Source organism: Chryseobacterium sp. KLBC 52, assembly GCF_003347605.1.
Taxonomy (GTDB): Bacteria; Bacteroidota; Bacteroidia; order Flavobacteriales; family Weeksellaceae; genus Chryseobacterium.
In genome coordinates, this window is the sequence record NZ_QDFZ01000003.1 from 94,928 (window position 1) to 115,466 (window position 20,539).

Below are 20,539 nucleotides of genomic sequence, written 5' to 3' on the forward strand. Positions count from 1 at the left end.
TTAATACAATAAGTACGTATTGAATGATTAATGATGAGTCCATTACTTTAAAATCTGATATACTATCATCGACACAAAATATGCCAAACCTGTCATCATAACTACCTGAAAGCTGGTCCATTTCCAGCTTTTGGTTTCTCTGTAGACTACTGCAAGTGTGGAAACACACTGCATTGCAAATGCGTAGAAAAGAAGAACCGAGATTCCGGTTGCAAAACTGAAGACTTTTTCTCCGTTGGGTTTTACATCTCTTCTCATTTTATCTATTACTTTCACTTCGGGAGCATCATCTTCCAAACTATAAAGGGTAGACATTGTTCCTACAAAAACTTCTCTTGCTACGAAACTGGTAAGGATTCCGACCCCCATTTTCCAGTCGTAACCAAGCGGAGCAATTACAGGTTCTATTCCTTTACCCATCTTAGCAAGGTAAGAATGATCAAGATGAACATCAGTCGCTACAAATTCGTTTGTTTTCTGGCTTGGCCCGAAATAGCTTAAAAACCAGATGATGATACTTACGATGAAAATTATTTTTCCGGCTCCGGTAATGAAGTCCCATACTTTTCCTAAAACCATTTTAAAGTCATATCCGAAAAGTGGCTTTTTGTAAGCTGGAAGATCCATTACAAGATACGTTTTTCCTTTACTTTTAATAAATCTTTTTAAGATTGCTGCAGAGAATAAAGCGACTAAAAATCCAAGGAGATACATTCCCATCAGGACCAGTGCTTTGTATTTGATTCCTAAAAATGTTCCTTCTGAGATAATCAGTCCGATAATGATGCTGTACACAGGAAGCCTCGCAGAACAAGTCATAAATGGTGTTACCAATATCGTAAGCAATCTTTCTTTTACGTTTTCAATATTTCTTGTAGAAATTACGGCCGGAATAGCACAGGCAGTTCCTGATACAAGGGGAACGATACTTTTTCCGTTAAGCCCGAAAGGACGAAGCAATCTGTCCATCAGGAATACGACTCTTGCCATATATCCTGAATCCTCTAATAAATAAAGGAAATACAAGAGAATTCCGATCTGTGGTGCAAAAACCACAATTCCTCCAATTCCGGGAACAATTCCGTTTGAAATCAATGAATTAATTGGTCCTTCCGGAAGATGTTCGCTTGTAAACGCTGCCAGCCATGAGAAGGTTTCTTCGATCCAGTTCATCGGGTATTCCGCGAGGAAGAAAACACTTTGGAAAATAACCAGCAGGATTGCTAAAAAGACTACATAGCCCCAGAATTTATGAACTAAAACTTTATCCAGCTTTTCGGTTAATAATTCTTTGAACTGAGTTTTTTTAGAAATGACATCAGCCAGTATTTTGTCTACGTTCTGATATCTTCTAACGGTTTCCTGAACCTGTAATCTTTTAGGGACCAAACTTTTAGAATCAGGTTCATTGAGCTGTTCCATTACTCCGCCGATTCTTCCAAGATCAGTTCCCAATGAAAGGCTCATCCACGCTTTATATTCGTTATCGAAACCTTTATGTGCTGCCAGTTTCTGAATAAAGTCTCTATGTTCGCCCGGTGTTTCAAAAGAAAGTTGATCTGTTTTTACAAATTCGTTGTTATAAACAGCTTCTCTTACTGCGTCAATCCCGATCTGTTCTTTGGCATTGGTCTGAATAATTTTTATCCCCAATGCTTCGGAAAATTTTTGAATATCTATGGTGATTCCCCTTCTTTCTGCCTGATCAATCTGATTCACTATCAGAATCGTTGGAATTCCGAGATCCTGAATCTGCTGAAACAGCAGCAGCCCTCTTTTTAAACTTAATGCTTCAAGAATATAAACAACTCCTGCATAGTTTTTCTGCTCATCAATAAGATATTTGGAAAAAATAGCCTCATCTTCTGAACTCGGGTATACACTGTAAGAACCAGGAAGGTCGATAACCTCTACTTCTTCGTTTTTGTAAATATATTTCCCCGAATGACTTGCAACGGTAACGCCGGCGTAGTTTCCGGTTTTCTGCTTTTTGTTGCAAAGCGTATTGAAAACCGTTGACTTTCCTACATTAGGATTTCCGACTAAAAGTATCTGTTTTTTCTTGTTTTCCTGCATTAATTCAATTCTTCAACAATGATGTAATCTCCTTCTTCCTCACGAAGAGCAATCCGGCTTTTTTCTGCCCCAAATTCTACATACATTGGCCCGCTGAACGGTGCCTGATACAAAATTCTGAAAAGAGTCTCCGGAAGAAGTCCCATTTCAATAATTTTATTGGGCATTTTAAGATGGTCGTTATCATATCCCAATATCTTCCCCATTTTGTTTTTAGGGAATCCACTTAATTTATGTAATCCTTTCTCTTTCAAAGCCTAATTTTTAGTCCTGCAAATATACGCTATTTAAATTTAATCTAAATAACGTTTTGACATAAAAGAAATCACCCCAAACACATTGCTGTATCTGGGGTGATTCAAAATATAATTTAGTTGATATGAAGTCTTATTTTTTCTTCTTGTCAAAAGGCTGATCTTTTTCTATGGGATTATCATTGGATCCGAAGAAATCTTTCACCTGCTTTTCCAGCCTTTTCATGAAGTCTCCTACTGTTCCGTCTGTTCCCGGCATGGGTCTGCTCATATTTTCTGCAGTCATGTACGGTCTTGATTCTGCGAACGGATCTGCTTTGTATCCTTCGTAGGATTTAAGAAATTTTTCTTTGGATGTAGGTGTTATTGTATTGCTCATCATGCCCATCTTAGCATTGATCTTATCGGCATATGATAATTCTTCATAGTTTTCGATCTTTTTGTTTCCGCTCAATTGCCATGAATAGTTCTTATCAGTGTCTTCGATTTTTACAATTAGCCCCGGAAGTCCTTTAAACTTATAAGGTCCATCCTGAAAAGGAATGTCAGAACTAAACCAGGCTGTCCACTTTCTTCCTCCAAATTCTGTAGTTGCTTTCTGAGCATTGTATGCTCCTATTTTTTCTTTATCAGGTAAAATGCTCCATTGTAATTTCGGTTCGTCTTCGTATGAGAATAGGTTTCTGCTGATTCTATCTACATACTGAACCTTCATATCCGGATAACTTTTGATAATTTTATAAGAGAATTTTGGCCACTTTATAAATTTAGTCATGTCCTTGAAAGACTTGGTTTTCTCCATTTCTTCTATCTGAACTTTAATGATAGAATCCTGAGCCGGCATTGTATAATCCTGATAGATTGATTTCTTTGGGGTAATATCAAGAATAGTAATAATCTTATCCATTCTTGCCGAATCTTTCTTCGGCTTAAAAGTCAGTTCATAAAAGAAACGGTTCGCTGTTTCTTTAGATTCCTGAGCTCCTGCAAACGCAAACAGAGTGATCAAAAATATGGAGAATAACTTTTTCATTGTAGCAAGTTTATATAATTAGTAATCATATGTCTTCTTTTGTTACAGTTTATTTCAAATTTTATTTTCTGGTAAAAAATATTCTTCCGTTTCAATCTTTACTACTTAAAAAATTATGATTCTGTTAAAACAGTTTCATTTTTAAAACGCTTACCTTTAAGTTTCTAAAAAACAAAATATTATGAACACCTTATCTCAATTAAAATCCGAACTGGAAGGAGAATTTCAAACCACCAAAAAATTTATTGAACTATTTCCTGAAGGAAAAAACGATTATGCTCCGCATGAAAAAAGTATGAAACTGATGCCGCTTGCCACCCATCTTGTAGAAGTTTTTGAATGGCCCAACACTATTTTGAAAACTTCCGAGCTGGATTTTGCCAAAGGAGACTACAAACCTACCGTTCTTTCTACAAAAGATGATCTGATGAAAAAACTGGAAGATGATTATCAGTCCGCAAAAACAGCATTGGAAAACAGTACGGAAGACGATCTGAACCCCAGTTGGACGATTAAAAATGAAGGCCATGAACTGGCAAGCTGGAGCAAGTACGGCGCGATCCGGCATGCTTTAAACCAAATCACTCATCACAGGGCTCAACTGGGAGTGTATTACAGACTAAACAATATTCCTTTGCCGGGAAGCTATGGGCCTTCAGCAGACCAGCAAAGCTTTTAATTTCAGTATATCTCAATAAAAAGACCAATCCTGATGGATTGGTCTTTTGTTTTATTTAAAATTAAATTTTACAGTAAACATCACCTGGCTAGGGCGGAGCTGCATACTTGTTTGTGTGATATTTGTATTATCAATATCTATTCTTTCAAACACTCTCTTATTTGCTATATTCATCCATTTTAGCTCAAAATCAATTTTCTTTTTAGCCCAGGAGAACTGATATGAAACGTCAAAGAAACCATTATTATATTTTATATCTGCAGATTTTGAATTGATCTGATCCCAATAAAATCCTATGGTATGGTTTTCTAACGGATAGAAAAATACATTAAGATTGTGGTTGTATCCTTCTGACTTTCCTTTATTATCCGTAAGGAAAATATTAGATGTCTTATTCCATGTTTTAGATGCGTTAAAATCTACACTCATCCATGAGAAATAAGTATTGTTAAATTTAATTCCTAGTGTATTTCCATTCGTTTTATTATCAATATTATCAGTGTTTCTGATGGATTGAGATTTAGAAATGGTATTGTTATAACTTAATGATGCATTGGTTTTAAATTTCGGAAAATATTTTCCTATTTCTGCATAATAAGTATTGCTGGTCCTTTTATTTTCTCTCTCCAAATATTCTGTTACTCTGAAGCCTGATTCATTAACGATACTTGAAGCAATAAGGTTATTTTTTGCATCACTTATTCTATATCCAACGTTAAAGAAAAGGTTATTTAACGGATTTCTGTACTCCAATCTTGTGCCTGCATTTTTAGTAGTAGTCTGAGGGATCGGGTTTTTAGGGTTCATCACATTGAATCCTCCTGGACTTGTGAGAATATATCCTGCATAAGCTGTCTGAATATCTCCGAAGTTATTACTAATTCCTCCATTCACACTCGCTTTGAAGAATGAAGCAAATGAATATTGAGCAAAAACATTAGGAGTAAATGTTACTTTACTTAATGATTTTGAAACATTTCTAAATGCATCTTCAGCCTTAATATTATTGAAGTTTACAGGGAAACTTGAAAATAAACTCCATGACTCAGATTTATAATTGATTCCTACGGAAGCCGATGGATTAACTCTCGTAAATTTCAGATCATTTTCATAAGCTAAATTTGCAAAATCCGGTTTATTATCTACAGTACTTCCATCGAAATTTGTTGTCAGATTATCAGTTGAAAAATCAAATCCAACCTGTGGTGTGAATGTCCATCCTTTTGAAGAGAAACTGATATTTGCAGAATGCGATGTATCTAAAGATTTAATCCTGAAATATTGTAAAGCAGTACTACCCGGTGTGAATTTAATGGTTGTAAAATCATTGCTCCCAGGTTCTTTATATGGAAACTGTAAATAATTGGCAGGAGAAATTTCTAAAATCTGTTTATCATTCTGATAGCTCAGATAGGATTTGAAATTTACCATTTTTTCTTTCCATGGAATAATTGTACTTAAGGAGTTCTGGAAAGATGTTGTAGGTGATTCCAATGCTTCGTTTCCTATCCTGTAACCCTGCTTATCATTTCTTTCTGCAAAAGCTCTATCTGCATTCCAGAATTGAGAGAATGTGGTTGTGTTTTTGAAGAATCCTTTTTTTGCATTTTTAGTAAAGATTAATTCTCCTTTTAATTTATCTGTATAGAAATTATTCAGGAACCTTGTCATATATTGTGTACCCTGTTGAATATCTCTGGTAACACTATTAGACTCTCTTTCCACTGCATTATTGGTATAGTTTGCATTGGCTTTCAGTTCCCATTCCTTCTTTTTATCAATATTGGTAAGATAATTTGCTGACAAATAATGAACACTGTTCATCAAATATCTTTTTACCGGAAGATCAGGTGTTGTAGCATTCTCTACATTGAGCCAGTTATTTTGGGAGATATTACTTCTTCTTCCTTCCCATGAACTGCCGAATGCTAAAATATTCCCTTCATTTTCTACCTGCTCACCCATGTTATTGGTTTTATAATTGACAACCCATTGGCTTTTCTGCCCGAAAAACATGGGGGTTAATTTTACATTCCAGAGGAAAGGTTCTAAACCAACTCCTACTTCACCTCTCCCGGTCATGGTGACAGAGTTTTTCAGTTTGATATTGATGGCTGCCTGGTCTGAAGGTACTTTATCCTGAAGGATTTTTACCGGCTGGTGGTTCTCCAGAACTTCTACTTTCTGTACGGCATCTTTAGGAAGTGAATTGTTGATGGTACCGTAACCTCCTTCCATAAGGTCTTTTCCGTTTACATAGAATTTGTTGATGGCATTTCCCTGGTATAGAATTGTTCCGTCTTTATTTACTTCAATTCCCGGAATCTTTTTCATTACATCTGCAAGGGTTCTGTCATTTTTACTATTGAAAGCTTTAAGATCGTAAGAAATGGTATCACCTCTTGCGGTGATCATTTTGGTTTTCAGCTGTACTTCTTTAATTTCTGTGGCTTCAGACTGCATTTTAAAGTTCAGGGTCTGGTCACTATTATTAATCTGCTTTGTAAGAGGTTTTTGATTGAAAGCTTTCACTTTCAGATCCACGTTGGATTCAGCGGAGGTAAAAGTTACTTTATACTCTCCTTTGGAGTTTGTAATGGCGTAAGCAAGAATCGCATCTTTACCTGGCTCTTCTATGGTTACACTGGCGCTTGGTATTGCTACCCCGTCATCATCAGTAATTTTTCCTGAAACCGTTTTCTGCGCGAAAGTAAGCACAGTAAAGAATAGCATCAGAAACAAAGAAATATTTTTTTTCATACCCATTATTTGCTCAATTAGTTAATCATTGTAGTTTTTTGTTACACTTTTTATAAAGATGAATTTTGTTGTTAAAGGTTAAATCACTATCACTACAAAAATAGTGATAATTTTCAAACTTTTATATCTTTTGAAAAAAATAAATATTTTAAAACAAAATCCGGAAGGATTTGCCTTTTTTATTATGAATATATATTTCATCACAAGATTCTGTTTGGCATAACAATTCTGCAAAAGAATTGAGAAAACTATTTTTTTAATTTATGGAACATAGTCTGAATAAATTTTGTCATAATTAACTATATAAAGAACAATTTTAAATAGAACAAAGGATATTAATAATCACACTCATTCTAAATAGGAAAATCTGATTTGAATCATAGATTAAAAAAAAATTAAACACTGGTACATCAATATATATTTAATAATTTTGTAACATAAAATTTATAAAATGGGAATTATTTTAAAGCCTATAGATGTTGTAGAAGACATTTCTAAAGAAGATTTCTACGAAAAATATCTGAAGCCAAGAAGGCCCGTTGTCATCAGGAATATGGCAAAAAAATGGCCTGCTTATCAAAAATGGACGATGGAATATATGAAGGAGGTTGTAGGAGATGTGGAGGTCCCTCTATATGACAGCTCAAAGGCCGATCCTTCTGCTCCCATCAATGCATCAGCAGCAAAAATGAAGTTTGGAGATTATATAGATCTTATCCAGCGAGAGCCTACTGATCTAAGAATTTTCCTGTTCGACCCCATAAAATATGCTCCAAAATTATTGGAAGATTATATTTCTCCTAAAGAATTAATGGGGGGCTTCCTTGATAAATACCCTAATATGTTCTTTGGAGGAAAAGGTTCTGTAACCTTCCTTCACTTTGATATTGATATGGCTCATATTTTCCATACTCATTTCAACGGAAGAAAACATATTCTTCTTTTTGATTATAAATGGAGAGAAAGACTGTATCAGATTCCCTATGCTACGTATGCACTGGAGGATTATGATATAGAAAATCCGGATTTCACAAAATTCCCGGCACTGGATGGTGTAGAAGGCATTGAATGCTATCTGGAACATGGTGATACTTTATTTATGCCTACAGGCTGGTGGCATTGGATGAAATATCTGGACGGAAGTTTCTCGATTTCCCTAAGAGCCTGGGACAAATCATGGGCTGTAAAAGCACATTCTCTATGGAATCTTACTGTACAACGTAAATTTGATGACATCATGAAGTCTAATTTCAAAAAGAAATATATGGACTGGAAAGAGAAAATGGCGATTAAAAGAGCAGAAATAGCTTTGAAAAGAGGCTTACCAAGATAATAAAAAAGACGTTTCACTTGAAACGTCTTTTTTATTTTACTTACTCAATATCAACAACTTACAAAACTCTATAAACTGGATACTGCCTGAATGTTTTTTCTTCAAAATAAGGAGAGTGCTTGTATACCCAATCGAGCTGGGCATCTCCGTCTTCAGACAGTTTTTTATCAGATACTTTGGCTGCCTCAAAAGCTTCTTTGAGTTTTTTATCCTTTTTCAGGAGTTCAGCAGCTGTATCTTCAAAAATATAAGCGGAATAATATTCTTTCTGTGCCAGAATTCCATCAAAGAAATTCCAGTTGAAAAATGAGTCTAATGCTTCAGGTTCAAGGGTTTCTATAATATATTTTACAGCAGGCTGATCGGTTGAAACCAGATAATCTCCGGCAATAAATTCCCTATTTTTCTGTGTAGCATCAACCGTTGTTTCAAAATGCAGGTAGTGCCCTTCATAAGGGTTTTTAACGGTTTTAAAATCTTTAATTTTATAAGACTCAACCATTAAAGTACTGTCCTTCTGTATCGGTTTCATCTGAATATTATTTCTTTTAAACTCTTCAATCACCCGGTACTGCGACTGCGGAATTACATAATATTTCGGAATGGTAATATATCCCGTAGGGATAGCTGTTGTAAAGAGTTTTATATTCTTTGTAAAGGGCTTATTTCGGTCATAATACAGCCTTGGCTTTCCTGAAACTTCACTAGGTTTGTACTTTCCTTCGTAGCCTTTAAAATCCATCATTGAAAATTTTGTGGAGTCTATTTTCCAACGGATTCCGTACGGTTTGCCTGCCTGATACTGTTTTAAATTTTCTTTGCGAAGCTGCTTTATTTTTTGATAATCTTTATCTAAATTCTGCAGATTCACCAGCATATATTTGTACGTAGCATCTACCCTTTTGTCATAAGGTTTCAGCATATGGGTTTCGGGAACGGTTCCCAAAGAATTAAAAAGCGAAGTATATCCTGTAGAGTATCTGGGAGAGTCTTCAAATGAGGCAAATCCGACTTCCGGAACGTCTCCGTGAATGTTGACGTAGGGCGTACTTTCATACCCCAGTTTTTTCATATCCTCAAGATTTTTAGCCTGATAATTATTATAGAAATAATTTCCAAGAGTATTTCCCAGACGTTCTTTAAATGTAGAAATATAGGTGAAAGTATATTGATAATCTGCTCCGTTGCTGACATGGTTGTCGATAAAAACATCAGGCTTTAACCACTGATAGATTTCCTGAAAGCTTCTGGCATTTTTAGAATCTGCCTTGATAAAATCTCTGTTCAGGTCATAATTCCTCGCATTGCCTCTGAAACCATACTGTTCCGGACCATTCTGATTGGCTCTTGAGTAAGAACCTCTGTTGAGCATGCCACTTACATTATAGGCAGAAATAGCGGCAATGACAAAATTCTGTGGAGTTTTAATCTTTTTAGTAGCAAGATCTCTCATCAACATCATGGTAGCGTCTATTCCGTCCGGTTCTCCGGGGTGAATACCATTGTTAACAAATATAATGGCTTTATCTTTTCTTAATTTCTCAAAATCTTTTTCAGGAAAAGGGTTATAAACTACCACATAAATAGGTTTTCCGTTGTCATCTTCTCCTTTTTTAAGGTATTGGATGGTATTAAAATTTTTCGCGAGTTCATGGTAATACCTATTCATTTCATCGTAGGTAACCGTCTGATTTCCATTTCCTTTTTCAAAAGGGGTCTGAAATGATTTTTGAGCTAAAAACAAGGTAGAACTCAGGGTGAATAAAAGATATTTCAGTTTCATTGAAGTCATATTTTCAGACTTTAAAAGTAGTTATCTTTTGGGAGAAATGAGAATATGTTGATGGGTAAAATGTTTTTAAAATTAAAACCTAACAGGTTTTGAAAACCTGTTAGGTTTGTTTTCAATAGTATTAATTTCTGCCTTTTTCTTTGGGATATAGAGAGGGAAGCGGATCGCTTTGCCAGAATTGCTTGGAGTCAATATCCATGATGGATAAAGATCCTGTATAGGCTGCTCCGGTATCCATATTCCAGATATTGGCTTTATTGGCTGGTATTTTAATCCCAATATCAAGAGTAGGCGTATGCCCAATGAATATTTCTTTGTATAAAAGCAGTCTTTTAGGATATAATTCAGAATTTTTCGATAGTTTTTTATCCATTGCCACGGCAGTTTCCCAAAGCGTTCTGTCCCAGCGGTAATTACTGGAATAGACTTCTTTTTCAGGACCGTGCATGGAAGAATATCCGGCATGAATAAACAGCCGGTTCTGATCATCAATATGATAATTTTTCATTCTTTGAAAGAATTCGAGATGAATATCCAGATCTTCAAGAGCATAATCAGCATAACTTTCTACCGTACTTTTTCCTCCGTTAAAAAGCCATACATCGGGTTTTTGCCCAAATGCCAACCAATCTTCACCCCATGCATCATGGTTTCCTTTGATGAAAATACATTCCTGTCTTTCGGAAAGTTCCAGTAAGAACTGTATGATTTGTGAAGACTCGCTCCATCCGTCCACATAATCGCCGAGGAAGATCAGCTGATCATTTGTGGTCACTCCTGCTCTTTCAAGAACCTGCAACAAGGCTTTAAATCCTCCGTGGATGTCTCCTATGACTAATGTTCTGCTCATTTTACTTTGAAATATATTTTGCATCTACAAAATCTGTAAGCCATACTCCATTTGCAGACTGGTAGAAAGACAATCCTTCCTGATGCATTGTTCCGGTTCTGATGGTCAGAATCACAGGTTTGCCGTGTCTCATCCCGACCTTTGCAGCGGTCTCTTTATCAGCACTTAAGTGTACATGCTGACGTGTTCTTTTTTCAATTCCTTTTTCTAAAATGGAAGAAATATTGGCTTCTGCTGTTCCATGGTACAGAAATTCCGGAGGCTGCTTGGCTTCCAATGCCAGGTCAATATCAATAGAGTGTCCCTGACTTGCTCTGATCTTCGTTTTATCTTCGTTTAAAGCAAAACGCTTTTTGTTGTTCGTTTCTACCACCTCGTCCAATTCTTCGGAGGTAAAATATATTCTTCTTTTGGCTGATTTCGATCTCAGCTCTTCTACATCTGCCCAGCCATTTTCATCCAGTATAAGTCCTATACTTTCCGGCTGATGCCTCAAAATCAGGCTTAAAAATTTACTTATCTTTTTCTTTTCTATTTCGTTCATGGGTTGTGTTTTAATTCATTAATTTTTGGTGTAATTTCTCACACAATACCTCAATATCATGTTTCCTCACGAGCTCTGCAACCCATTCTTCAGGAATATTTTCATATCCGTAATAAATTCCGGCAATACCTCCTGTGATAGCTCCCGTTGTATCGGTATCTTCCCCGAGGTTGACCGCCTTTAAAACAGCTTCAGAATAGTTTTCTGAGTTTAAAAAACACCATAGAGAGGCTTCCAGGCTGTGAAGAACATAGCCGCCACTCTTAATTTCATCTTCAGGATATTTTGAAATATCATTTTTTAAGATCCTTTTGAATAGTTCAATTTCATCAGGATTAAATCCTTGTTCTTCAGCATATTTCAATGCAGTATTTTGTGTATGCATATATGCTTCTCTTTTGCTCTTTCCTTTCAACAATTGAATGGCAAAAATGACATAAATGAAACAGGCAAAAACAGAGCGGAAATGACCGTGAGTTATTGCGGAAACCTCTTTTACCATCAGATAGAGTTTCTGAATATCATTTTCCTTTTTAAGATAGAAAGCGAGGGGAAGAATTCTCATTAAAGAACCATTTCCATTGTCTTCTTCAAAAATATTTCCTGAAAATCTGGCACTTTCACCTTTGATTAATCTTGCCAGAGAATGTCTTGTCGTTCCTCCAATGTCAAAAAGCCTTCCATGGGCAGTCCAGTGACCGTATTTATTCCACTTAACAAAACTTTGTCCGATTTTTTCCAGATCATAGCCTTTGGTAAGCTCTTCTGCAAGGCAAAGTGTAAGAGAACTGTCATCACTCCACGTTCCTTTGGGTTGATTCCAGGACATGTATTCCAACATTTTTGTTACAGGATTTCTTTTCAGATCTTCCCTCTTTTTAAACTCTACAGGAACACCCAGTGCGTCTCCAATGCAGACACCCATAATTCCCGCTTTTACTTTGTTTTCCATCAGGCTAAATTGACCAGTTTATCAAATAATAATTTCATTCCCTGCGTAGCTGTTTCCTTCATTACTACGGCTCTCTGTCCATATCCAAATCCTGTTTCATTAGGATTAATGACGATTAAAAGACAGTCGTCTTTGATATCATGAATCAGTCCGGCTGCAGGATACACCTGTAACGAAGTTCCTACTACCAACAGAATATCTGATTCCTTTACAATTTCTCTTGCCGTTTGATACAAAGGAACATCCTCTCCAAACCAAACGATAAAAGGTCTTAATTGAGCTCCGTCTTCTGCCTGATCTCCTATTTTAATATCATCTTTTTGTTCATAAATCAGGCTTTTATTATTACTCGAACATGATTTGAACAATTCTCCGTGAATGTGAAGGATGTTGGTAGATCCTGCTCTTTCGTGAAGATCATCAATATTTTGGGTAATAATCTGGACATCAAAATATTTTTCCAGCTCAGCCAGCAATTGATGCGCTTCGTTGGGCTGTACTTCATGCAGCTGTCGTCTTCTCTGATTGTAAAATTCAAGGACTAGTGCTCTGTCTTTTTTCCATCCTTCCGGACTTGCCACATCCGTTACATTATGATTTTCCCAAAGACCGTCTCCGTCTCTGAAGGTTTTTATTCCGCTTTCGGCACTGATTCCTGCGCCGCTTAATATGGTTAGTTTTTTCATGGTTTTTTAATTTTTTCTTTTACATTCTGAAAAATAATAATGATCAAAATGATGATAAAAATAGGAATTAGTAATATCCACACTAAAATATCTCCTACTCCTATGGCTTCTTTTATTCTAAATTTTTCTTTCGTTTTGTAGTTAATAAAATCTACAAAATTTTCTTTATTCGTAAGCTCTTTATCATATCCCAGCCAGTCAAAATTGGTGATAAAGTCTCCAAAAATATACAGATCAGGAGATTTAGGATGTGATAAATTGAAAAAATAAAAGGTTTCAAAATCCTGCCCAACCAGAGGTTCATATTCGATATTATACTGAAAACAAAAAAGATTTTCAGTGCTCAGTAAGCCTCTTTGCTTCAGAGCTTCTTTCAATTGACTTTGGTATTTTTTCAGCTTTACAATATCATTTTCCACAGGGAAAACATTTGATCTTTTTCCTGCATGTTGAAGATAATAAATATAATTTTCAGGAAACTGCAGATTCAATTCTTCCTGAAGAAAAGCAATTTCTTCATTTGCCAATCCTACGTTAGGATCTTCAGGTTGATCTACGAATCTGAAATTATATTTTTTCACAGTTGTAAAAGGTCTTTATAAATCTTTTCATTTTCATCATCAAAGCAAACAAAAATAACTTTCTCAATACTATCTGAATGAAATTTTCTGACTTCATCTACCGCGATTTTTCCTGCCAGTTCTTTTGGAAATCTATAGACTCCTGTACTAATATTAGGAAAAGCAATCGTCTTCACACCAAGGCTTTCTGCTAAATTCAAAGAATTACGATAACAGTTTGCCAGAAGAATGGATTCCTTTTCTTCGTGACCGTTCCAAACTGGTCCTACTGTATGAATAACATATTTTGCAGGGAGATTTCCTGCATTTGTTACTACCGCTTCTCCTGTTTTGCATTTTCCTTGTCTATTTCTGATCGCAACACATTCTTCCAATATCTGAGATCCTCCCACTCTGTGAATGGCTCCATCTACACCGCCTCCACCAAGTAAGGATGAATTGGCAGCGTTAACAATTGCATCAGCTTGGATTTTTGTAATGTCTCCTTTTATTAGCTCTATTTTCATTGTATTTCTTCAAATGGTTTCAGCATTTCTTCTTTCTTGGTAAGTACAGCGAAAACCACTCTTTTAAATTTATTTTTATATTTTCCCTGAAGATGTTTCCTGAATAATCCTGCAATTTCTTTTGGATCATTTTTAAAAACACCGCATCCCCAGGCTCCTAAGATTAAGACCTCATTTCCCTGATCTAAGGCCAGCGAGAGCATTTTATCCATTCTAAGATCCATTGCATCGAAAATTTCATGTGCCCTTTCCGGTTCCTGACGTTTTACCACCCCTGCATTGACTGCCGGAGACGTGATGAAATTACACAGAACAGGTTTAGGAAGTAACTCTCCCTTATCTTTCCTGAAAACAGGAACTTTAGGACTGTAAATCATTGTATCGGTATAAAAACAGGATTCCATCGCACGATGAATCATGTAATAATCCCATGCCTGAAGTAAGCTTTCATACAGTCCGGAAGTTCTTGCCAGACTTTCTTCCTGTGCTTCCGCTCCATTGATAAATCCTCCACCCGGATTTTTTGCTGATGCAAAATTCAGACACATGATCTTCTCCTGATTTTCTTCTTCGGCTAATTGTAAAATTGCTTTTAAAGAACTGCATTTCCATATTTCAATTTTTGTTTCAAAAATGATTTCCGGCAGCGGAGATTCTTTCATTTCAGAAAGCTGTTCCGGGCTGAAAAGAACCGTTTCTTTTTTACTGATTTCCAGCTCGTTTTCTATATTTATTTTTTCGTTGTTTTCGTTTATATAATATTTTTTGGCAAGGATATCTAAGGTATCTTTTGCCATTCCTTTATTTGTCATCGTTAGTTTTTTAATGTTTGACATCAGCTCTCCCAACTCCGTATTTCCTGCTTTTTCAAAATCATCTCCTATAAATACCTGGGTTACTTTGATGTTTCCTACAATAGCTTTATTAAAACTCTCCAGTTCTTCTGATGGAACCCATAGCTCGTTGTGATTTCTTGCTCCCACATTCTGAGCAGGATATTGAGTTGCCACTTCTAAGTACATCAAACTGGGTTACAAAACCAAGATAGTTTCCGGCTTCGTCTCTTGTGTTCCATTTTTCTGCAATTTCTGAAGCATACTCTTCATTGAGAACAGGATAAAAAATGGGCTGCCATTCCAGTCTTGGAGGAAATTCTTTAAATCCGCTTTCTATAATCAGGATCATTTCTTTTTCTCCTACTGGTCTATATAATGTTGTTGTTTTCATGGTTATTATTTTTATTCAAAATCATAGACATATACTTGCACCTCTTTTACAAGCAATGTTCTTTCAATAATAGGTTCAATTTCTTCCCATTTTCCTCCTGCCAGTCCACATCCTATTCTCGGCATATGAACGCTTGCATTCAGCAGCAACGCTTCATTGGAAAGTTTTTCGAGAGCTTTTTCAATAGCATCATATCGAACAGGAACTCCATGACTTCCTATTTTTATTCCTTTTTGGCCGATTATATTGGCTACATATATGTATTTTTCAACCTGGACCAACTGAATTTTTCCTAATGCAAAATCATTTTTACTTCTGAATCGATGCCAGTCTCTGTATTTCTTTTCAGGTTCTTCCCATCTTTTAGAAACTGCCAGTACAAATCCTTTTCCCCAGCCTCCGATATCATTACAGATATGGGCGATGATTTTTGTTCCTTTGGCTTGCGGGGCTGTTGCATCTCCTTTCAAATATTGTATCGTTTTCATGGTTCTTAATTTTCAATCATTTATCATTCTTCTATTCTATCATTAAATATAAAATTAATGCTTTTATCTTATCCTTTCCTCTTCTTTTTGAAATTAAAAAATTGACTTAAAATCTTTTGAATAAGGAGAATAGGATCCGTAAACAGTATTCAATTCAATATCTAAGTTTTCCAATTTAAATTGCTCATCAATCTGATCTAAGCAGGTAATAACAAGATTCTTTTTAACCGGAAATACATATGCTCCATCCAGTTTTAAGGCATAATTCAGCAGTTTGTAATCTATTTCTCCGGTTCTTAGCTCCTTTTGATATTCATTGAATGTACAGGTTTCTTCTTCATTGTTTTTCAGATTCATTTCCTTTTCATTGCTCATCCAGCCGTTTCCGTGACGGGTAGAATAGCTTCTGGTGACATAATACATTTCAACGTCTTCAATTTTTAAAAGCCTACAGATCTCAAAGGCATTTTTTGAAGTGGTATGCGCATAAGTCACATTGGGAAAAACACCATGATCCATATCGAGTAAAATACCCTGACTTCCTTCGAAAATAAGGTGATCAAACGAAGCCAGGTAGTTATAATCATTTATTTTCCAATCAATCATTTCAATAGCATCTAAGAAAGGCTGCAAAAGTTCTGTAATCTCATTTTCATCTACAAAACCATAGTAATAGGCTATTCCTTTCAGTTTTTCCATCAACATCTCTTTGGGTGCTATGAGGTCTATGGCAAATAGCTTATAGGGACTTTCGTTTCTTTTCATCGTGGCTCCTACTCCTTTTCCACAGGTTCCATGTTCCAGATTACGGGCATTTGTTCTGTTTTGCCATACATCAAAAGGAGTGGTAACTTTTGCTAATGGATGGACATGCAGCTCAATGTTTCCGTTTTTTGCTTTTAATTCTTCTCTTTCATTCAGTAGAAAAATCGGATGAATCGTACAATGCTCGGTAAAGTAAGAAGGCAGACCGCGAAGTGCACCACTTGCAAAACTGGAATGTACATGCTTTCTTTCATCCATCATTACGGTATGGGCAGCCTGCTGTCCTCCTGAAAATCTGATCACAACAGCCTCCGGATTCTGAGAAGCCAGAAAATCTGTGGTAATCCCTTTTCCTTCATCACCAAAACCAAGTCCTATTACTATTTGCGCCTTTTGCATGTCTTTTAATTTTTGAGGTTTCTAGTATTGCCATTCCTATTTTATGATGACATTGACAGATTTCTAAAGCATCTGAAACTGATCTAATCCTCCCGTTCCTGTTGTTCCGTAGCTTTGATTTTTAAATTTATCACAGATGATGTTTTTTATAACATTCGGAATTTCCCTGTGATCTGCTATGGAAATACAGTTTTGTCCTAATAATTCTTTCCATCCTCTGTCTGCCCTCAATGCCTGATCGGAATGCAGAACACTGATGTGGTATACTTCATATTTTTTCTTTGCTTCTTCCAGCAGTTCAAAATGAGTATAGGTTTGCTGTCCTTTTCCCATAATTTCTCTGATGGCGGATGCAGAAAGTGTTTTCAAACAAGGTTCATCACCTACGGTAAACAGTAATCCTTTCTGTCCTCTTTTTTCAAAAGCATCGGTTCTGGTGTGAAATGCTGCAAAATACCACGCTAAAAGATAGCTTTCACCTGCATTTCCACCACCTCCGGACTCAATATAAGTTCTTGTGAGCCACATATCCAGCTCTTCATCTCCTGATTCGAACTGTCCCACCTGAAGCGGATAACCATCACATTCATGATCTCCAATTCCAAGGAATAATAAGGCCGGATCGGGAACACCTCCCTGAATAATTCCTCCCATGAGTTTCGGTAATCCTTCTCTGATCAACTCATGAGGTATATGTCCCATACTTCCTGTAACGTCCAAACCTAAAATAATCGGAACTGAATGAGGGTGAACTTCTGAATCTCTGGATTCTCTGAAAGAAATTCCGTGAGGATTCATCGATTCATGAGCCATTCTTTTGGCATTCTGGGTAAAAATTTCCCCTGCGGATTTTGTTCTGTAACCTGCTTTGCTTGCTCTGTCATAACGAGCGTCTAAATCGTATCTTGTACTTCCCATGACTACAATGTTTTTCCAAATAAATATTCAAATCTCTTTTGGGTTACTTCGAGCTGAATATTCAGATTTCTGATTGTTAATGATAATTCCATGTCTTTCTGAACGAATGCTTCGGGATTGAAATCCGCAAAAGTCAGACTGTTTCTGTCTAAAGGACTGATATCAATAAGCCCTTCCTGTTCGCGCTCGAGTCTTTTAATTTTTAATTCGATATCTTCCACTCTGCGTCTGTAAATCAATTCGGAATCTGCTCCGATGATTTTTGCACGGTCTTCTCTGATCTGATCATTATTTCTTTGTAATGATTCGATAAATCTGGGTTTTAATTCATCTTCCATGATCAAATATTTTTATTTGCGTTAATATTACACTAATTAAACAAGATATAGCAATGCCTTTTTCTGATCCGGTTGATTTATACTTTTAAATACATTATATCTGTTCTCAAAACATATTTCAATCCATTAATCAGCGTTTTTCCTTCATGTCTTAAAGGATGATGAAAAATAAGAGCTGTGCCTTTCTTCGGAGCTACTGTAAACAGGTTTTCGAATTCTGTTTCTCCTCCTTCAAAATCATCATTCAGATAGACCATAAAAGTGTAGAAACTTTTCTCCATTTCATTTCGGATATAACTTCCATCTCTGTGCATTTTGAACTGCTGTCCGGGAGCATATTTATAAACCCTTAGCATTTCATTAAATTTAAGAACCTGATATCCACCACGTTCCTGAGGCAGAAACTCTACAGCCTTGTTAAAAAGCTCTTCAGCAATTGCAGTATTAAAAATCATCAGTCGGTCATTATTTCTGATCCCTTTATTCATCTGCTGGCGCCCAAATACATTGATTTTTGCTTCTTCAAAAACTTTTTCCTGCGAAAGACTGATGTACTGATCACATTCAGCCTCAGTCAGAAAATCTTCAATCAGAAATATCTGTGGGTGTAATTCTATTTTTTCCATAATTAATATTTTGTGCATGGTTTGTGTTTTTACCTTCTTAATTCATCTCTTACCTCCATCAAAGCAAATCCTAATAGGTTTTCTCCGTTCCATAATAAAGGGTTTTCAGCTCTGTTATCTGTTTCCAGCATCCCGATTCCCCAGATTCTATCGTAAGGACTTGCCTCCACTAAAATTTTGTCTCCGGTTGATAAAAGAAAGTCTTTAAATTTCTGATTTTGAGAGAATTTCAAAAGATTTCCCTGAGTTACAATCTGATATTTATGTTCATCCCAAAGTTTAGGGTCAAAGTTTTTCACTTTCCGTCCCAGAGCTTTTGCCTGATTCGGAGTAGCGGCTTTTAAAATTTCCTTTTCCATTTCAGCATCATTAAATAATCTTGCTTTTCCAGCCATCATATAATGTTCTGCTGTTCTATAGGTAATTCCGTTTTCTTCAAAACTTCCCGGAAACCATTGGCTGAAACAGGATTTGGTAACGATATCTTTTGCCGTGTGTCCCCAGAAAAAGAGAAATTTTATCCTTTCCTTTTTTTGAAAGCGTTCTGTAATATTTTGTATGGTGTATTTCATGATTGCGTTATTTTGACACAAATTTAAAACAATATCAGTCTTTGCAGCAAATTTATTTGTGTTAATTTTACGCTAATAAATATAATTAATTGATTTACAGTGATAAAAATTTAATTTTAACAAACACGAATAACACAAATTTTAATCACAAATGACACAAATTTGATGCGTTTAGGCTAAAGCTAATGGAACTTGAGATTCTTCCTTCGTCAGAAATCGAAGATTCGACGTAGTCAATGACAAAGGTCAATAATATGACATTTGATGAAAGCATTCTCTATTAAATAAATTTTTATGGATATATATTAGAGCATAATTCTTGTGCGCTAATTATCTGTGAAAATTAGTGCCAAATTATTAGTGAAATTTGTGTTTAGATACAACTATTTAATTTCAAAATAAAAGCCCTGTTCTTCCAGCTCTTTATATTTTTCTTTATTGAATGTAAAAAGTTTTCCAGGTCTGCCGCTTCCTTCTTTTTTTACGTTGTTGGTTTCGTTAAGCAATCCGTAGCTCATGATTTTTTTACGAAAGTTTCTTCTGTCAATTTCCTGTCCGACAATTGTTTTATAAAGGTTTTCAAGATCTGAAAAAGGGAATTCTTCGTTGAGAAGATTGAAGCCAATCGGCTGGTATTGAATTTTTGTGCGAAGTCTTTTTAAGGCAGTCTCGATGATTATTTTATGATCAAAAGCTACTGAAGGAAGTTTATTGATACTGAACCATTGTGCATCTTCCGCATCTGAATCGGCAAACAATTCATGATAAGAAGGGTTGACAAGCCCTAAATAAGCCACAGAAACCACTCTGTTTCTCGGATCACGACCCAGATTACCAAAAGTATACAATTGTTCTAAAAAATCGGGTTTTATGCCTGCTTCTTCATAAAGTTCTCTTTTTACCGCATCATCTACACTTTCATCATCCAGAACAAGACCACCTGGAAGTGCCCAGCCTCCTTTAAAGGGTTCAATATTTCTTTTAATCAGAAGGATCTGAAGATCTTTTTTATCAAAATATCCGAAAATAACGGCATCTACAGCCACTTTTATATCCTGTAATTTTTTTGGAGACTCCATAAATTGATTTGCGTTACGAATACACAAAGTTACAATTTATGCCTGTATTAAAAAATAAATTCTGTTATAATAAAAGTTCTT

22 protein-coding genes are annotated in these 20,539 nt (G+C 35.8%); 2 read left to right on the plus strand and 20 right to left on the minus strand.

Translation table 11 applies throughout. The annotated features are described in order from the left end of the window. Positions 1-42: 42 nt before the first annotated feature. The 3 genes from feoB to DDF69_RS03690 all read right to left on the minus strand — a co-directional run bounded on the left by feoB (position 43) and on the right by DDF69_RS03690 (position 3,363). Positions 43-2,076 (minus strand): ferrous iron transport protein B, encoded by a 2,034-nt coding sequence (gene feoB, locus DDF69_RS03680; protein WP_114819585.1) that lies wholly within the window; start codon positions 2,074-2,076, stop codon positions 43-45. Further along, positions 2,076-2,330, minus strand: a complete 255-nt coding sequence (locus DDF69_RS03685; RefSeq protein WP_114819586.1) for a ferrous iron transport protein A — start codon at positions 2,328-2,330, stop codon at positions 2,076-2,078. Before DDF69_RS03685 ends, feoB begins: the two co-directional genes overlap by 1 nt. A 133-nt stretch (positions 2,331-2,463) precedes the next feature. Further along, positions 2,464-3,363, minus strand: a complete 900-nt coding sequence (locus tag DDF69_RS03690) for a GLPGLI family protein (RefSeq protein ID WP_114819587.1) — start codon at positions 3,361-3,363, stop codon at positions 2,464-2,466. 181 nt (positions 3,364-3,544) lie between these two features. Here DDF69_RS03690 and DDF69_RS03695 point away from each other — a divergent pair, with 181 nt between their 5' ends. Further along, positions 3,545-4,042, plus strand: coding sequence for a DinB family protein (locus tag DDF69_RS03695; RefSeq protein WP_114819588.1), 498 nt, complete (start codon positions 3,545-3,547; stop codon positions 4,040-4,042). A gap of 51 nt (positions 4,043-4,093) precedes the next feature. Here DDF69_RS03695 and DDF69_RS03700 read toward each other — a convergent pair whose 3' ends face one another. Beyond that, the gene (locus tag DDF69_RS03700) at positions 4,094-6,802 is read right to left on the minus strand and encodes a TonB-dependent receptor (protein WP_114819780.1); all 2,709 of its coding nucleotides are present in this window, start codon (positions 6,800-6,802) and stop codon (positions 4,094-4,096) included. A 451-nt stretch (positions 6,803-7,253) separates the two neighbouring features. Between DDF69_RS03700 and DDF69_RS03705 the strand changes: the two genes are divergently transcribed. Next, complete coding sequence (locus DDF69_RS03705; protein WP_114819589.1) at positions 7,254-8,135, plus strand: cupin-like domain-containing protein; 882 nt, start codon at positions 7,254-7,256, stop codon at positions 8,133-8,135. A gap of 58 nt (positions 8,136-8,193) precedes the next feature. Here DDF69_RS03705 and DDF69_RS03710 read toward each other — a convergent pair whose 3' ends face one another. The 16 genes from DDF69_RS03710 to DDF69_RS03785 all read right to left on the minus strand — a co-directional run bounded on the left by DDF69_RS03710 (position 8,194) and on the right by DDF69_RS03785 (position 20,458). Beyond that, positions 8,194-9,918 carry a hypothetical protein gene (locus tag DDF69_RS03710; protein ID WP_114819590.1) on the minus strand — a complete coding sequence of 575 codons (1,725 nt, stop codon included), beginning with the start codon at positions 9,916-9,918 and terminating at the stop codon, positions 8,194-8,196. 130 nt (positions 9,919-10,048) lie between these two features. Further along, positions 10,049-10,777 carry a metallophosphoesterase family protein gene (locus tag DDF69_RS03715; RefSeq protein WP_114819591.1) on the minus strand — a complete coding sequence of 243 codons (729 nt, stop codon included), beginning with the start codon at positions 10,775-10,777 and terminating at the stop codon, positions 10,049-10,051. A 1-nt stretch (position 10,778) separates the two neighbouring features. Then, positions 10,779-11,321, minus strand: coding sequence for an RNA 2'-phosphotransferase (locus DDF69_RS03720; RefSeq protein ID WP_114819592.1), 543 nt, complete (start codon positions 11,319-11,321; stop codon positions 10,779-10,781). Positions 11,322-11,331: 10 nt separating this feature from the next. Next, on the minus strand, positions 11,332-12,273 hold the full coding sequence (locus DDF69_RS03725) for an ADP-ribosylglycohydrolase family protein (RefSeq protein ID WP_114819593.1): 942 nt from the start codon (positions 12,271-12,273) through the stop codon (positions 11,332-11,334). Next, positions 12,273-12,959, minus strand: coding sequence for a Sir2 family NAD-dependent protein deacetylase (locus tag DDF69_RS03730; RefSeq protein WP_114819594.1), 687 nt, complete (start codon positions 12,957-12,959; stop codon positions 12,273-12,275). The genes DDF69_RS03725 and DDF69_RS03730 overlap by 1 nt, the downstream gene beginning before the upstream one ends. Beyond that, on the minus strand, positions 12,956-13,540 hold the full coding sequence (locus DDF69_RS03735; protein WP_114819595.1) for a hypothetical protein: 585 nt from the start codon (positions 13,538-13,540) through the stop codon (positions 12,956-12,958). Before DDF69_RS03735 ends, DDF69_RS03730 begins: the two co-directional genes overlap by 4 nt. Beyond that, the gene (locus DDF69_RS03740; RefSeq protein WP_114819596.1) at positions 13,537-14,046 is read right to left on the minus strand and encodes an O-acetyl-ADP-ribose deacetylase; all 510 of its coding nucleotides are present in this window, start codon (positions 14,044-14,046) and stop codon (positions 13,537-13,539) included. The genes DDF69_RS03735 and DDF69_RS03740 overlap by 4 nt, the downstream gene beginning before the upstream one ends. Beyond that, on the minus strand, positions 14,043-15,068 hold the full coding sequence (locus DDF69_RS03745; RefSeq protein WP_228411916.1) for a TIGR02452 family protein: 1,026 nt from the start codon (positions 15,066-15,068) through the stop codon (positions 14,043-14,045). Before DDF69_RS03745 ends, DDF69_RS03740 begins: the two co-directional genes overlap by 4 nt. Further along, entirely contained in the window at positions 14,971-15,273 is a 303-nt protein-coding gene (locus DDF69_RS03750; protein WP_228411917.1) for a hypothetical protein, read from the minus strand. Before DDF69_RS03750 ends, DDF69_RS03745 begins: the two co-directional genes overlap by 98 nt. A gap of 11 nt (positions 15,274-15,284) precedes the next feature. Beyond that, positions 15,285-15,761, minus strand: a complete 477-nt coding sequence (locus tag DDF69_RS03755; protein WP_114819597.1) for a macro domain-containing protein — start codon at positions 15,759-15,761, stop codon at positions 15,285-15,287. Between the two features lie 93 nt (positions 15,762-15,854). Continuing rightward, on the minus strand, positions 15,855-16,925 hold the full coding sequence (locus tag DDF69_RS03760) for an adenylosuccinate synthetase (protein WP_114819598.1): 1,071 nt from the start codon (positions 16,923-16,925) through the stop codon (positions 15,855-15,857). 63 nt (positions 16,926-16,988) lie between these two features. Beyond that, positions 16,989-17,843, minus strand: coding sequence for a hypothetical protein (locus DDF69_RS03765; RefSeq protein WP_114819599.1), 855 nt, complete (start codon positions 17,841-17,843; stop codon positions 16,989-16,991). Positions 17,844-17,845: 2 nt separating this feature from the next. Beyond that, complete coding sequence (locus DDF69_RS03770) at positions 17,846-18,181, minus strand: hypothetical protein (protein WP_114819600.1); 336 nt, start codon at positions 18,179-18,181, stop codon at positions 17,846-17,848. Positions 18,182-18,258: 77 nt separating this feature from the next. Next, a complete protein-coding gene (locus tag DDF69_RS03775; RefSeq protein ID WP_114819782.1) occupies positions 18,259-18,807 on the minus strand; it encodes a 2OG-Fe(II) oxygenase in 549 nt (182 codons plus the stop codon). Positions 18,808-18,836: 29 nt separating this feature from the next. After that, positions 18,837-19,379 (minus strand): NADAR family protein, encoded by a 543-nt coding sequence (locus DDF69_RS03780; RefSeq protein WP_114819601.1) that lies wholly within the window; start codon positions 19,377-19,379, stop codon positions 18,837-18,839. A 383-nt stretch (positions 19,380-19,762) separates the two neighbouring features. Continuing rightward, on the minus strand, positions 19,763-20,458 hold the full coding sequence (locus DDF69_RS03785; RefSeq protein WP_114819602.1) for an NUDIX hydrolase: 696 nt from the start codon (positions 20,456-20,458) through the stop codon (positions 19,763-19,765). Positions 20,459-20,539 lie beyond the last annotated feature (81 nt).